The organism is Streptomyces sp. NPDC059142 (assembly GCF_042755665.1).
Taxonomy (GTDB): domain Bacteria; phylum Actinomycetota; class Actinomycetes; order Streptomycetales; family Streptomycetaceae; genus Streptomyces.
Genome location: NZ_JBHZDA010000001.1, coordinates 1 through 13,845, shown reverse-complemented (window position 1 = coordinate 13,845; position 13,845 = coordinate 1). Strand labels below are relative to the sequence as shown.

The 13,845-nt window shown below is 72.3% G+C and carries 15 protein-coding genes and 1 pseudogene; 8 read left to right on the top strand and 8 right to left on the bottom strand.

Going from position 1 to position 13,845, the window contains the following annotated elements; all coding sequences use genetic code 11:
* Positions 1 to 30 precede the first annotated feature (30 nt).
* The gene (locus tag ACFXPK_RS00080) at positions 31 to 627 is read left to right on the top strand and encodes a DNA-3-methyladenine glycosylase I (RefSeq protein WP_384998841.1); all 597 of its coding nucleotides are present in this window, start codon (positions 31 to 33) and stop codon (positions 625 to 627) included.
* A 178-nt stretch (positions 628 to 805) separates the two neighbouring features.
* Here ACFXPK_RS00080 and ACFXPK_RS00075 read toward each other — a convergent pair whose 3' ends face one another.
* Positions 806 to 1,609, bottom strand: coding sequence for an enoyl-CoA hydratase/isomerase family protein (locus ACFXPK_RS00075; protein ID WP_385069838.1), 804 nt, complete (start codon positions 1,607 to 1,609; stop codon positions 806 to 808).
* Between the two features lie 313 nt (positions 1,610 to 1,922).
* Between ACFXPK_RS00075 and ACFXPK_RS00070 the strand changes: the two genes are divergently transcribed.
* Complete coding sequence (locus ACFXPK_RS00070; protein ID WP_003966491.1) at positions 1,923 to 2,090, top strand: DUF3117 domain-containing protein; 168 nt, start codon at positions 1,923 to 1,925, stop codon at positions 2,088 to 2,090.
* 244 nt (positions 2,091 to 2,334) lie between these two features.
* On the opposite strand, the pseudogene ACFXPK_RS00065 reads toward ACFXPK_RS00070, so the two are convergent.
* Positions 2,335 to 3,001: pseudogene (locus ACFXPK_RS00065) on the bottom strand (O-methyltransferase).
* Between the two features lie 164 nt (positions 3,002 to 3,165).
* On the opposite strand from ACFXPK_RS00065, the gene sigE reads away from it, so the two are divergent.
* From sigE to ACFXPK_RS00040, 5 genes are all read left to right on the top strand, one after another.
* Entirely contained in the window at positions 3,166 to 3,924 is a 759-nt protein-coding gene (gene sigE, locus ACFXPK_RS00060; RefSeq protein ID WP_384998847.1) for an RNA polymerase sigma factor SigE, read from the top strand.
* Positions 3,921 to 4,835: an anti-sigma factor family protein gene (locus ACFXPK_RS00055; RefSeq protein WP_384998851.1), complete on the top strand. Its 915-nt coding sequence runs from the start codon at positions 3,921 to 3,923 to the stop codon at positions 4,833 to 4,835. Before sigE ends, ACFXPK_RS00055 begins: the two co-directional genes overlap by 4 nt.
* An 89-nt stretch (positions 4,836 to 4,924) precedes the next feature.
* Complete coding sequence (locus ACFXPK_RS00050) at positions 4,925 to 6,559, top strand: trypsin-like peptidase domain-containing protein (RefSeq protein ID WP_385069834.1); 1,635 nt, start codon at positions 4,925 to 4,927, stop codon at positions 6,557 to 6,559.
* Positions 6,560 to 6,697: 138 nt separating this feature from the next.
* Positions 6,698 to 7,234 carry a sec-independent translocase gene (locus ACFXPK_RS00045; RefSeq protein WP_385069831.1) on the top strand — a complete coding sequence of 179 codons (537 nt, stop codon included), beginning with the start codon at positions 6,698 to 6,700 and terminating at the stop codon, positions 7,232 to 7,234.
* Between the two features lie 115 nt (positions 7,235 to 7,349).
* Positions 7,350 to 8,015, top strand: a complete 666-nt coding sequence (locus ACFXPK_RS00040; protein WP_385069829.1) for a hypothetical protein — start codon at positions 7,350 to 7,352, stop codon at positions 8,013 to 8,015.
* A 163-nt stretch (positions 8,016 to 8,178) separates the two neighbouring features.
* Here the strand turns inward: ACFXPK_RS00040 and ACFXPK_RS00035 are convergent, their stop codons facing one another.
* Genes ACFXPK_RS00035 through ACFXPK_RS00025 form a run of 3 tightly spaced genes read right to left on the bottom strand, consistent with a single transcriptional unit; the run spans position 8,179 to position 11,314 of the window.
* Positions 8,179 to 9,339 (bottom strand): Mrp/NBP35 family ATP-binding protein, encoded by a 1,161-nt coding sequence (locus ACFXPK_RS00035; protein ID WP_384998864.1) that lies wholly within the window; start codon positions 9,337 to 9,339, stop codon positions 8,179 to 8,181.
* 42 nt (positions 9,340 to 9,381) lie between these two features.
* Complete coding sequence (locus ACFXPK_RS00030) at positions 9,382 to 9,969, bottom strand: DUF1003 domain-containing protein (protein WP_384998882.1); 588 nt, start codon at positions 9,967 to 9,969, stop codon at positions 9,382 to 9,384.
* Between the two features lie 22 nt (positions 9,970 to 9,991).
* Positions 9,992 to 11,314: a magnesium transporter MgtE N-terminal domain-containing protein gene (locus ACFXPK_RS00025; RefSeq protein ID WP_384998867.1), complete on the bottom strand. Its 1,323-nt coding sequence runs from the start codon at positions 11,312 to 11,314 to the stop codon at positions 9,992 to 9,994.
* Positions 11,315 to 11,500: 186 nt separating this feature from the next.
* On the opposite strand from ACFXPK_RS00025, the gene ACFXPK_RS00020 reads away from it, so the two are divergent.
* A complete protein-coding gene (locus tag ACFXPK_RS00020) occupies positions 11,501 to 12,304 on the top strand; it encodes a hypothetical protein (protein WP_384998869.1) in 804 nt (267 codons plus the stop codon).
* Positions 12,305 to 12,310: 6 nt separating this feature from the next.
* Here the strand turns inward: ACFXPK_RS00020 and ACFXPK_RS00015 are convergent, their stop codons facing one another.
* Genes ACFXPK_RS00015 through ACFXPK_RS00005 form a run of 3 tightly spaced genes read right to left on the bottom strand, consistent with a single transcriptional unit; the run spans position 12,311 to position 13,704 of the window.
* Positions 12,311 to 12,826: a hypothetical protein gene (locus ACFXPK_RS00015; protein WP_385069824.1), complete on the bottom strand. Its 516-nt coding sequence runs from the start codon at positions 12,824 to 12,826 to the stop codon at positions 12,311 to 12,313.
* A gap of 47 nt (positions 12,827 to 12,873) precedes the next feature.
* Complete coding sequence (locus tag ACFXPK_RS00010; RefSeq protein WP_384998875.1) at positions 12,874 to 13,269, bottom strand: hypothetical protein; 396 nt, start codon at positions 13,267 to 13,269, stop codon at positions 12,874 to 12,876.
* Positions 13,270 to 13,317: 48 nt separating this feature from the next.
* On the bottom strand, positions 13,318 to 13,704 hold the full coding sequence (locus ACFXPK_RS00005; protein WP_384998879.1) for a hypothetical protein: 387 nt from the start codon (positions 13,702 to 13,704) through the stop codon (positions 13,318 to 13,320).
* Positions 13,705 to 13,845: the final 141 nt, after the last annotated feature.

Sequence of the window (13,845 nt, the reverse complement as noted above, 5' to 3'; positions counted from 1 at the left end):
CTTCAAGAAGCCGGGAGAGGAGACCGGGCGATGAGCGAGATCCCCGGCGGCGCGGTCGAGGGACCCGACGGACGGCCCCGCTGCCCCTGGGGCGTCTCCACGGACGACTACCTCGCGTACCACGACGAGGAGTGGGGCCGCCCGGTCCACGGCGACGACGCCCTGTTCGAGCGGCTGTGCCTGGAGGCGTTCCAGTCGGGGCTCTCCTGGATCACGATCCTGCGCCGCCGCGAGACCTTCCGCGAGGCGTTCTCCTCCTTCGCGATCGCGTCGGTGGCGAAGTTCACCGACGACGACCGGGAGCGGCTGCTCGCCGACCCGGGCATCATCCGCAACCGGGCGAAGGTCGACGCGACCCTGGCGAACGCGCGGGTGCTGGCCGACTGGCCCGCGGGCGCGCTCGACGAGCTGATCTGGTCGTACGCCCCGGACGCGGCCCGCCGGCCGGCCCCGGTGACGACGGCCGACGTCCCGGCGGTGACGGACGAGTCCACGGCGCTGGCGAAGGCGCTGAAGAAGCGCGGCATCCGCTTCGTCGGCCCGACGACGGCGTACGCGCTGATGCAGGCGTGCGGCCTCGTCAACGACCATCTGGCGGCCTGCGTGGCCCGTACCCCGGCGGCCTGACCCGGCGCCCCGCCGCGCACCGCCCTCCGCACAGGGCCCCTTCGCACAGGGCCCCTCCGTACACCGCCCCTCCGCGCACGGCCCCGCGCGCCCGGTCGTCCGGGTGTGTCCGGCCGCCGCTCGCGGCTCCCCCCCCCCCCCGCCCCCCGCCCCGCACACCCGGTGACGGTCGCCCGCGTCAGCGCCCCTTGTACAGCGGCTTCTGCTTGGCGAGGAAGGCGTCCACCGCGATCCCGTGGTCCTCCGACGCGCCCGCCCTCGTCTGGAGTTCGTCCTCCTTCTCCAGCGTCTCGGTCAGCGTGTGCTCTGCGCCGTACGTCAGAGCCTCCTTCATCGCCGCGTACGCCACCGTCGGCCCCACGGCCAGCCTCGCCGCCACCCGGGCCGCGGTGGCCGCCAGATCGGCCGCCGGGACCAGCAGGTCGACCAGCCCCCACGCGTGCGCCTCCGACGCCGGTACCGAGCGCGGGAAGAGCAGCAGATCCATCGCGCGGCCCCGGCCGATCAGCCGGGGCAGCGTCCAGGAGATGCCGGAGTCCGCCGTCAGGGCCACACCCGCGAATGACGTGGTGAAGGCGGCCGTGTCGGCCGCGATCCGGTAGTCCGCCGCCAGGGCGAAGCCGAGGCCCGCGCCCGCCGCGACACCGTTGATCCCGGCGACGACCGGCTTGGGCATCCCGGCGATCGCCCGGACGATCGGGTTGTAGTGCTCGCGCACCGTGCTCATCGTCTGCCCGCCGCCCCCCGTGGGATCCTCCGCGAGCAGGGCGGTGTGCTCCTTCAGGTCCTGGCCCACGCAGAAGGCCCGGGACCCCGCACCGGTCAGCAGCACGGCCCGTACGGCGGTGTCGTCCCCCGCCGTCGTCAGCGCGTCCCGGAGCGCGACCTTCGTCGCGACATCCATCGCGTTCATGGCCTCGGGCCGGTTGATCGTGATCGTTGCGAGTCCGTCACTCACCTCGTACAGCACGGTGTCGGCCATGATCGGGTCCCCTTCGCGGCTCGGGCGGTCCTGTCCGGCCCCAGCATGGCGGAGATCACCGGCGCCGGGCATGTGACCTGCGTCTAAGAAAGTTGGCCGCCGGCGGAGCGCGCGGTGGCGAAGTATCGCAGCCGGATCCCCGAAATGCGGCGTTTTGCGAGAGCGCGTTGCGCAAGCGATGCCGTCCGATGTTGGTCATCGGGTCCCGCCATGCGGGATAATGGGCTGGAAGCAATGTGTTCGATGCCGGTGACACAGCGCCTGTCATGGGGCCGCCGGCTGCGATGAGCTGGTTTCAGGAAGGGGAACGAGCATGGCGGCCATGAAGCCGCGAACGGGCGACGGCCCGCTCGAGGTGACCAAGGAGGGGCGGGGCATCGTCATGCGCGTTCCGCTCGAAGGCGGCGGTCGGCTTGTCGTCGAGCTGACTCCGGACGAGGCGGACGCACTCGGCGACGCGCTGAAGAAGGTCGTCGGCTGAGCGGAACGATCACGGTCTTCGGGGTGGGGAGTCACCCCCGGACAAGCAGCCCTCTGCCCCGGTACGGATCCGTCCGTGCCGGGGCAGAGGACTGTCCGCGGCGATCGGGGCGTGCGGCGTTCAGGGTGTACGGCGGCCACGGGGCGGCCACGGTGAACGGCGGCCACGGTGTGCACGGTGGCGCCGGGCGGGCTTCAGGGCCGGTGCCGCGTGCCCGGCGGGCCTCGGTGGGCCCGCGCCCGGGTCAGCCGCGCCGTACCGCGCAGAGCAGACCGTCGCCCACCGGCAGCAGCGTCGACTGGAGCTCCTGGCTCTCCCGTACGGTCCGCAGCAGCTCCCGCACCCGCAGCACCTCCTGGGGCTGGGCCGCCGAGTCCACCGTCCTGCCGTTCGCGAAGGCGCCCTCGAAACAGACCAGCCCGCCCGGTCTGAGCAGCCGCAACGATTCAGCGAGATAGTCGAGGGACTCCAGCCGGTCCCCGTCGCAGAAGACGAGGTCGTACGCGCCGTCCGCGAGCCGCGGCAGTACGTCCAGGGCGCCGCCGGGGATGAACCGCGCCCGGTTGCCGGTGAACCCGGCGGCGCGGAACGCCTGCCGGGCGAACTGCTGGCAGTCGGGCTCCGTGTCGACCGTGGTCAGCACGCCGTCCGGGCGCATGCCCTCCAGCAGGTAGATACCGGAGACACCGGTGCCGGTACCGATCTCGGCCACCGCCTTCGCGTCCAGCGTGGCGGCGAGCAGACGCAGCGCGGCGCCGGTGCCTGGTGACACCGAGCGGAGCCCTGTCTCCCGGGCCCGTTCCCGGGCCCAGTGCAGTGCTTCGTCCTCGGCGACAAAGGCGTCGGCGAACGCCCAGCTCGTCTGCCGGTTGGCGGTAATGACCCTCTCCTTGTCCCCGTTGGCGGCGCAACGGTGACTGTATCCGCTGCGCCCGGGAACCCGCAGATGGGACCGGGCGTTAAGAAGAGCAGAGCGCGAGGCGGGGTGAAGCCCCCGGAGCGGCCCCGGAGACGCCGGGGACCGCCCCCAAATTCACGTAAAGATTCTTATCCGGAGCTAACGGGCGGAGTGGCTATGGTAGGGGCTCCACTGGACACCACCAGAGCCGATAGGGGAGGTGCGGCTGCGCCTGTGGATCGGGGAGGAGTGCTCCGGCGCTTTCTCGGGTCAGCCGGCAAGCCGAAATCCGTGACCAACACCGCTGACCGTTCTCGCTCCACCGACTCCGCAGTTACGGCGACCTTCGCATCGGATGCGGAATCGCAGGCGTGGACGCCTCCCAGTTGGGAGGAGATCGTCAGCACGCACAGCGGACGTGTCTACCGCCTGGCGTACCGCCTCACGGGTAACCAGCACGACGCCGAGGATCTGACCCAAGAGGTCTTCGTGCGCGTCTTCCGCTCGCTGTCGACGTACACGCCCGGCACGTTCGAGGGCTGGCTGCACCGCATCACCACCAACCTCTTCCTCGACATGGTCCGCCGCAAGCAGCGGATCAGATTCGACGCCCTCGGCGACGACGCGGCGGAGCGGCTGCCCAGCCGCGAGCCCTCGCCGCAGCAGGTCTTCCACGACACGCACTTCGACGCGGACGTCCAGCAGGCACTGGACACCCTCGCGCCCGAGTTCCGTGCCGCGGTCGTGCTCTGCGACATCGAGGGGCTGTCGTACGAGGAGATCGCCGCCACGCTCGGCGTGAAGCTCGGCACCGTACGGAGCAGGATCCACCGCGGCCGTTCGCACCTGCGCAAGGCTCTCCAGCACCGTTCCCCCGAGGCCCGGGCCGAGCAGCGCGCGTTCGTGAGCGTGGCCGGGGAGGGCGGAGCGGCGTGAGTGGCACAGGGCCCACCCCCGCCGAGCAGCATCTGGGGGACCGACTCGCCGCGCTGGTGGACGGGGAGCTGGACCATGACGCGCGCGAGCGCGTGCTGGCCCATCTCGCGACCTGTGCCCGGTGCAAGGCGGAAGCCGACGCCCAGCGCCGGCTGAAATCGGCGTTCGCGCAGGCCGCGCCGCCGCAGCTCTCGGCAGGACTGCTCGCCAGGCTCCAGGGGCTTCCCGGCGGGCCCGGATCCGGCTCCGGTGGTGACGACGACGGAAAGGGGCGCCTCGACGGGGGGCGCTTCGGTGAGGGCGCGTTCGGCGACGGCTCCTTCGGCGTCAGGACGGACGGCTTCGGCTATGTCCCGGCACGCCCGCACGGCGGCTCCGTACTGCCCGGCGGCTCCGGATTCCGTATCCACGACGTCGGACGCCACGGCGGCCCCCGCCAGGACGAGGCGCGCTCCCCATGGCGTGCGCGCCGGTTCGCGTTCGCCGCGGCCAGCGCCGTCTCGTTCGCCGCGATGGCCCTCGGCGGGACGATGCCGCTCGGCACGGCCGCCGATGTCATGCCGCGCGGCGCGGGCAACAGCGTGACCCCGATGCGGGCCCCGGGCACCACGGCTCCGGCCACCAGCATCAGCGACTCCTCCCGCCGCCAGGGCGGCGGGACGCCCTCGCGCTCCACGGACCGGCCCGCCGCCACGGCACCGCCCGGCGTGCTCCAGTCGCAGTTGCTCGCCGAACACCCCTTCCCCCAAGCCCTGCTGACCGGCGCCTCGCCGCTGCCGTGGGCACGGGCCACGGGCTCCGCCGTCCTGATCGACGAGCGGACGCCGGGGAACGGCCCCGCGGCCACCCCCGACCCCACCCGGATCGACGCCCCGACGCTGCCGTCCGCCCCGCTTTCCGCCCGGCGCTGACCAGCTCCCTGCGCGGACGTTCGTAAACCTGGTTGAATCCAGGGCAGGGGTGCCCCTGGAGGGCATGGAACGGCAGTTGCGGGGAGAGCATGGACGACGGGAAGCCGACCGGACCGAAGGCGAAGTGGTGGAGCCGGCCCTCCGCGGCCGACGCGCCGCCACCGGAGCCCGACGGCCCGGCGGGGTCCACGGCCTCGAACGCCGCGGTCACGGCGGAACCGCCCGCCGTGACGGCGGAGCCGCCCGCCACGCCCCCGGTGGCCACCGCCGATCCCGAGCCGTCGGACGCGCCCCCGGCGCACCCCCGGCCGCTCCACGAGCCCGACGCGTACAGCACCCCGCCGTACGGCGGCCCCGGGCCCTGGGCGCCCGCGCCCCCGGTGCAGTTCCCCACCCCGGCGGGCGGCACCCCGCTCCCGCCGTACCCCGGGACGCCCCAGCCGCCGCACGCCCCGGCAGCCCACGCACAGGCGGCGCCGCCTGTGCCGCCCCAGCCGCACGCCGGGCCCCCGCAGCCGCACCCCGCGCCCTCCCAGTGGCTCCAGTACGACCCCTGGAGCGCCCCGGCGAGCCGGCCCCTGACCGAGTACGGGGAGCCGCCGGCCCCCCGGCGCGGCAGGGTCGGGACCGCCGCCCTCGTGCTGGTCGGGCTCGCCGCCTGTGTCGTGGGCGGTGCGGCGGGCGCGTACATCGAACGCAACGGCGGCCTCACCAGCGTCGAACTCCCGCAGGCAGGCCCTGAGTCCGCCGGGCGCGCGCCCGAGAGCGTCGCGGGGATCGCCGCCAGCGCGCTGCCCAGCGTCGTCACCCTCCACGTCAGCGGCAGCGGTGAGGCGGGCACCGGCACGGGGTTCGTCCTGGACCGGCAGGGCCACATCCTGACGAACAACCACGTCGTCCAGCCCGCGTCGTCCTCCCGCTCGGGCGGAGAGATATCGGTCACGTTCAGCGGCGGCGAGACCGCCCGGGCGAAACTCGTCGGCAAGGACAGCGGCTACGACCTCGCCGTGGTCAAGGTCACCGGCGTCTCCGGGCTGAAGCCGCTCCCGCTGGGCAACTCCGACAACGTCCAGGTCGGCGACCCGGTCGTGGCCATCGGCGCGCCCTTCGACCTCTCCAACACGGTGACCTCCGGGATCATCAGCGCCAAGCAGCGCCCCATCACCGCGGGCGGCGAGAAGGGCGACGGCAGCGACATCAGCTATGTCGACGCCCTCCAGACCGACGCCCCCATCAACCCCGGCAACTCCGGCGGACCGCTGGTGGACGCCCGGGCCCGGGTCATCGGGATCAACAGCGCCATCCGCGCCGCCGACAGCGGCACGGGGCTCGGCACCGGCCAGTCGGGGTCGATAGGGCTCGGCTTCGCCATCCCCATCAACCAGGGCAAGCGCGTCGCCGAGGAGCTGATCAACACCGGCAAGGCCACCCACCCGGTGATCGGGGTGAGCCTCGACATGGAGTACGCGGGCGACGGCGCCAAGGTCGGCGACAAGGCGGCCGACGGCGGGCCCGCCGTCACCTCGGGCGGCCCCGGCGACAAGGCGGGCATCAGGCCGGGCGACATCATCACCGAGGTCGACGGACAGCGGGTGCACAGCGGCGAGGAGCTGATCGTGAAGATCCGCGCGCACCGCCCCGGGGACCGGCTGGAGCTGACGCTCGTACGGGGCGGCAAGGAGCGCACCATGAGTCTGTCCCTCGGTTCCGCGGACGGCACCTGACGGTCACCGGAAGGTACCGCCCGGACAGTTCGGGCAGGTACCGTGGAGCGGCCCGGCCCCCGCCCCACCTCGACCCCGTGCGGACCAGGACCGTCCCGTCCTCTTCCCGCGTGCATGGAGAACACAAGGAGCAGCAAGGTGTTCAACGACATTGGCGCCCTTGAGGTGATGACGATCGCGGTCCTCGCCGTGATCGTCTTCGGTCCGGAGAAGCTGCCCAAGGTCATTCAGGACGTCTCCCGCTTCATCCGGAAGGTCCGTGAGTTCTCCGACAACGCGAAGGAGGACATCCGTTCCGAGCTGGGTCCGGAGTTCAAGGACTTCGAGTTCGAGGACCTCAACCCCAAGAACTTCGTGCGCAAGCAGCTCATGGACAACGACGAGCTGGGGCTCAAGGAGATCCGCAGCACCTTCGACCTCCGCCAGGAGATGAACGACATGGCGGACGTGGTGAACGGCCGGGAGGGTGACTCCGACGAGCAGGAGACCCCCGCGCCCGCCATAAGCGCCGCGAACGGCGCGGCCGTCGGTGCCGCGGCGGCGGCCGGCGGCGGGTCCGCCACACCCGATCTCCTCAAGAAAACCCCGGCTTCCCCGCAGCCGCCCGACCTGCTCAAGAAGGGCGAAAAGCCCGCTCCTGTCGAACGGCCCCCCTTCGACGCAGACGCCACCTGAGCCCGACCAATCCCTACGAGTCGGGAGCGGGTGGCTATCCTCCATCTGTCCGGAAGTGAAACGCCCGTCGGGGGCGGATCGCGCTGGACGACCGAGATCGAGGAGGCGCGGGCAGATGGAGACCACGAGTCGGGCGGGTGCGCGGGACGCGGCCGGACCAGCCCCTTCCGAGGGAGGGCATACGGGTCTTCGTTCCCTCGCCGCCTATATGCGGGCGCCTTTTCCCTGGTACGGGCTGGACGACGCGTTCACGGGACCGCGCTGGCTGATGCAGGTCGGGGCGACCGCCGACGGCACCGTACGGCACGGCGCCACGGGCCACGGGGAAGAGCCGTCGATAAGACCGGACGCGGACGCCGCGGACCGGGAGCGCTTCGCGGTGGTCGTCACGGTGGCCCACAGCGCCGTACACCGTACCGGTGACGGTACGGGGCATCTGGACGCCACGACGGCGTCCTCGGCGGCCTGGCTGGCCGGGTCGGGGCTGCTGGCCTCCACCTGGCCCCCGCAGCTCGACCACATCCTGCGCGCAGAATGGCTGGCGCAGCAGACGGAGGCCGCGTTCGAGCTGGCCGACGACCTGACCGGGTCCGCCTGGTCGATGCTCTCGCTGCCCGTCGACGGCGAGCCGACGCCCTTCCACTACCGCGAGTCCGAGTTCGGCTGGGTGCTGGCCGGGTCCGCGCGCGGCGAGGTCCACCTCGGTGCGTACGGGCGCGGGATGAGCGCGTACGGCATCGGCTTCTCGATGATCGACGACATCCGCTCGTACGGTCCCTGACGGCCCCGTACGCGGTACAGGCCCCGGCGGGGCACGGAGCCGCGAGCGGCGGGCCCCCAGGTGCTCACACGGAGACACGGGTGCTCACAGGTAAGGGGCGACCACCATGGACGGCCGCCCCTTACACATACGGCCCCGGAGCGCCGTACGGCCCTCTGGCGCCTCAGAACTTGTTGCGGGGTGTGATCCCCAGCGACATGCCCGACAGGCCGCGCTGGCGCCCGCCCAGCCTGCCCGCGATGGTGCGCAGCGCCGACGCCGCAGGCGAGTCCGGGTCGGAGAGCACGATCGGCTTGCCCTCGTCGCCGCCCTCGCGCAGCCGTACGTCGATCGGGATGGCGCCCAGCACGGGCACCTCGGCGCCGGTCGTCCGCGTCAGCCCCTCCGCGACCAGCTTGCCGCCGCCGGTGCCGAAGACGTCGATCATCTCGTCGCAGTGCGGGCAGGGCAGCCCCGACATGTTCTCGACCACGCCGACGATCTTCTGGTGGGTCTGCACGGCGATCGAGCCGGCCCGCTCCGCGACCTCGGCCGCGGCCTGCTGCGGGGTGGTGACCACCAGGATCTCGGCGTTCGGCACGAGCTGCGCCACCGAGATCGCGATGTCGCCGGTCCCCGGCGGCAGGTCGAGCAGCAGCACGTCCAGATCGCCCCAGTAGACGTCCGCCAGGAACTGCTGGAGCGCGCGGTGCAGCATCGGGCCGCGCCACACCACCGGCGCGTTGCCCGGGGTGAACATGCCGATGGAGATGACCTTCACGCCGTTCGCGGACGGCGGCATGATCATGTTCTCGACCTGGGTGGGCCTGCCGTCCGCGCCGAGCATCCGCGGCACGCTGTGCCCGTAGATGTCCGCGTCCACGACCCCGACCTTCAGGCCGTCGGCCGCCATCGCCGCCGCCAGGTTGACCGTCACCGAGGACTTGCCGACGCCGCCCTTGCCGGAGGCCACCGCGTACACCCGGGTCAGCGAGCCGGGCTTGGCGAAGGGCACCTCGCGCTCGGCGGCGCCGCCGCGCAGCGAGGCCGCCAGCTCGCGCCGCTGCTCGTCGCCCATCACGTCCAGCGTGACGTCGACGCGGGTGACGCCCTCGACCCGGGCGACCGCGTCCGTGACGTTCCGGGTGATGGTGTCGCGCATCGGGCAGCCGGACACCGTGAGATAGACCGTGACAGCCACCGCACCGTCCGCGGCGATCTCCACCGATTTGACCATCCCCAGATCGGTGATGGGCCGGTGGATCTCGGGGTCGTTCACCGTCGCCAGCGCTTCGCGCACCGCTTCTTCCGCGGGAGCGGCGGTTCCGTACGTGTCGGTAGCCATACCGAGATGGTACGGCGATCCGTACGCCCGCCGACAAGTCCGTCAGCGGTCGGTCTCCGCCCGCCCCTCCGGCGGCTCGTCACCCGGCTCGACCGGGGGGACGAGGCGCTGCTCCGCCATCTCCCGCACCAGATCCTGGAGCTCCGAGCGGATCCAGTCGCGGGTCGCGACCTCGCCCAGACCGATGCGCAGCGCCGCGATCTCCCGCGTCAGGTACTCGGTGTCCGCGATCGACCGCTCGTTCTGCTTGCGCTCCTGCTCGTGGGTGACCCGGTCCCGGTCGTCCTGCCGGTTCTGCGCCAGCAGGATCAGCGGCGCCGCGTACGACGCCTGGAGCGACAGCATCAGCGTCAGGAAGATGAACGGGTACGGGTCGAAGCGCCACGGGGCGGGCGCGAAGACGTTCCACACCAGCCACACGATGATGACCAGCGTCATCCAGACGATGAAGCGGCCCGTCCCCAGGAAGCGAGCCACCCGCTCCGAGAGCCGCCCGAACGCCTCCGGGTCGTACTCCGGCAGCACCCTGCGCCGCTGCGCCCTCGGCTGGTCCAGCCGGACCCGCCCGCCGCGCGTCAGCGCCGTCGACCCGGCCACGGCGCCGGCCTTCGGCCGCTCCCGGGGCCCGATGCCCTCGTTGTTGTCCCGCCGCTCAGGCGCCACGGTCCGCCTCCCCGCCGTGGAACCCGGTCTCGCGCCAGTCGTCCGGCAGGAGGTGGTCGAGCACGTCGTCGACCGTCACCGCGCCGAGCAGCGCCCCGCCGTCGTCCACGACCGGCGCCGAGACCATGTTGTACGCGGCGAGATGGCTGGTGATCGCGGGCAGCGGGGTGTCCGGCGCGAGCGGCGGCAGATCGCTGTCCACGATCGAACTGACCAGGGTGTACGGCGGGTCCCGCAGCAGTCGCTGGAAGTGCACCGTGCCCAGGTACTTGCCCGTGGGCGTCTCGTCCGGCGGGCGGCACACGTAGACCTGGGCCGCGAGCGCGGGGGAGAGGTCCTGCTGCCGCACCCGGGCCAGCGCGTCCGCGACCGTGGCGTCCGGGCGCAGCACGATCGGGTCGGTCGTCATCAGACCGCCCGCGGTGCGCTCCTCGTACGACATCAGGCGCCGTACGTCGGCCGCGTCGCCGGGGCGCATCAGGGTCAGCAGCCGCTCCTTGTCGGCCTCGGGCAGCTCGGAGAGCAGGTCGGCCGCGTCGTCCGGGTCCATCGCCTCCAGGACGTCGGCGGCGCGCTCCTCCTTGAGCTTGCCGAGGATCTCCACCTGGTCGTCCTCGGGCAGCTCCTCCAGGACGTCGGCGAGCCGGTCGTCGTCGAGCGCCGCGGCGACCTCGGCGCGCCGTTTCGGGGTGAGGTGGTGGAGCACATTGGCGAGGTCGACGGGGCGCAGCCGTTCGAAGGTGGCCACCAGGTTCTCCGCGCCCTGCCCCTCCTCCTCCAGCGAGAAACCGCTGACGGCCGACCACTCGACGGTCAGGGTCTCGCCCGCCCGCCGTCCGCCACCGCTCTTCCAGGGCGTCGCGCGCCCCATCAGCTCCCGGCGCAGCGCGCCGCCCTTGCCGCCGCGCCGTACGAAGACCTTGTCGATCTCCCAGTCGCGGCGCGCGGGGAGCTGTGACACGGAGATGTCGAGGACGGTGACCTCCTCGCCGTCCTCCACCAGCCGGACCCGGCGGTCGAGCAGTTCGCCGAGGATCAGGCGCTCGGTGGGGCGCTGCTCGAAGCGGCGCACGTTGAGCACCCCGGTGGTGATCACCTGGCCCGACTCGATGCCGGTGACCCGGGTGATCGGCAGGAAGATCCGCCGCCGGCTGAGGACCTCCACGACCAGGCCGAGCAGCCGCGGCGGCCGGCCCGCGACGCGCAACACGGCGACCAGGTCACGGACCCGGCCGACCTGGTCGCCGGTGGGGTCGAAGACCGGCACGCCGGCGAGGTGCGAGACGAAGACACGGGGGACGCCTGCCGCCATTTCAGCGCGCCTCCTTGTCTTCTATGGCCTTGGTTTTCCTTCTATCCAGCGTCATGACGGGTTCAGGCTAGCCCGTACCGCTGCGGCACGCGCTGACGGATCCGTCCGTCCGGCCGTTCGTACCGCTCTCTGTTCTGGGGTCCACGCGGCCCGGGTACGCTGCGGTCTGCCACCCCCCAGCAGCGTATGAGAGGCAGTGCGTCTGTGATCGTTCCCCTGTCGTCCGACCGCTCCCGCCGGGCCGTCCTTCCCGTGGTGCTCTGCCTGGGACTCACGGCGGTTCTCACGGCGTGCGGCGGCGAGACCGAGGATCCGGACAAGGGGACGAACGGGGTGGGCAAGCTCACCGCCGTCGAGATCGAGAGAAAGGCCAAGACGGCGGCGGACGCGGCCGGCGCGGTCCATCTCTCCGGCGCGCTGGTCAGCGAGGGCGGGACGTACCGGCTCAACATGCGGCTGAAGGAGAACGGCGGCACCGGCACCGTCACCTCGAAGAACAGCACCTTCCAGCTCCTGCGTATCGAGGACGAGCTGTATCTGAAGGCCGACGCCGGGTTCTGGAACCACGCCGACGACTCCAAGGACGCGCCGAGCGCGGCGCCCGGCGGCGGCTCGGACGCGGAGGCCGCGGGCAAGCTCAAGGACAAGTACGTGAAGGTCCCGCCGGACGACCCGTCGTACAAGCAGCTCAGCGGTTTCACGGACAAGAAGGTCCTCCTCGCCGGGATACTGACTCTCCACGGGGCGCTGGACAAGGGCGACCGCGACCGGATCGGCGGCGTGCGGACCATCAAGATCAACGGCACCAAGGGCGCGGGCGGGACGCTGGACGTCTCCCTGGAGGGCACGCCGTACCCGCTGCAACTGCTGCGCGCGGGCGGCGCGGGAACGCTCTCCCTGACCGAGTGGGGCAAGGACTTCGAGCTGGCGGCCCCGACGAAGAGCCAGACGGTCGACTACGGCACCGGGCTCCCGAAGTCCGGGGACTGATTCCCCTCAGCGGCGGGTCTTCCTCCCGCGCCGCAGCAGCAGACGGCCGAGCGAGGCGGGCACGGGCTCGCGGGTCGTCGCCGGGGTCTCCAGCGGTACGGCGGCCAGGGAGCCCTGCGGCAGCTCGGTGATCGTCTCCGCGGGCACCAGCCGCACCACCCGGCACTCGCGGGCCCAGCGTTCCGTCATCGTCTCGGCGTCCGGCGCGTTGAGCCGCTTGCCCTTCAGCTCGGCGACCGCGCTCTCCCACTCCGGCGAGCGCGGCGCCAGCTCGGCCACGACCGCCGTCCAGGCGATCAGCCGGCCGCCCTTGTCCTTGCTGCGCACGGTCACCTCGGCGGGAGCCCCGTCCACGAGCCCCGGCAGCGGCTGCTCCCCGGGCCCGTCCCCGACGATCAGCGCGGCGCCCTCGTGCCATACGTGCCAGAGCGCCCGGTCGGGGCCGGAGCCCCGTACCCACACGAGGCCGGACTTCTTGGTGGCCTCCTCGACGAGCGCCTGCCCGAGCTGTGGTTCTGTCATGCGCGCAGCCTATCGGCGGCGCCGGGACGGGCGTACGGCGCTCTCCGTCAGGACAGGTCGAAGAACCGGCCGACGAGGAGGAACAGCGCGCCCATGGCGCCGAACCACTGGAGGACGAGCAGAGGGGGCATCTGGTTCTCCTTGCTCGCCCCCTCCTCGTCCTCCCGCCGCGCGACCTCCCGTACCTTCTCGCGGTGTCCGAGGGGGCCGACCGCGCAGGAGAGCGCCATGACGGAGTAGTAGAGCAGGATCTGCCGCGCCGACCAGCCGGCCTTCGCCGCCCCGAAGCCACCGAGTGCGACCAGGAGGAGCGCGGCGGCCACACAGATCTTGACCTTCTGTTCCCGCGTCGACATGAGCGGGACCCAGACCCGGATCATCGCCGCGCCCGCGAGCGCGGCGAGGGCGAGCAGGACGGGCAGCGGGAGCGCGGAGAGAGACATGGGGCCTTCCGTAGGGCGCCGATGGGGGACGCGTTCACCTCGGCCGGTTCATCCGCCGGTCGCGACGAAGGAGAAAACGATCCAGACGAGGACCGCGCAGATGAAGACCCAGAGGGCCCACGTGGGCGGTTCGGCCTCTTTCCAGTCGACCTTCTCCCCGGCCGCCTGACGCCGGTACAGCTCTTTTCGCCTGCCACTGGGGAAAGCCATCAGCACGGCCGTCATCGCCAGGGCTCCACCGAGGCTGAAGAGCAGGACATCGACCGATTCGCCCTTGGCGAGTCCGAGTCCTGTCCCGCCGCAGAGCGGGACGAGCATCCACAGGAGCGCCGACCGCTGACCCCAGGTGGCGGTGAGCACGCAGTGGACGAGCGCGAAGGATCCCATCCCGAGGGTGAAGACGAGAAAGACGACGTGGCGCGGTATGTCGAGCACGGATCTCCCTTGCGGACGGGCTGCACGGAAGGGGCCTTTAACAGGTGCCGATCACTCTTTCAGGGAGGTGGGTAGCGGAAAAGACAAACCCCACAGGCCAAGCGGGGGTGTGGGGGTGGGGGGGGGGGGGGGAGAACAAGA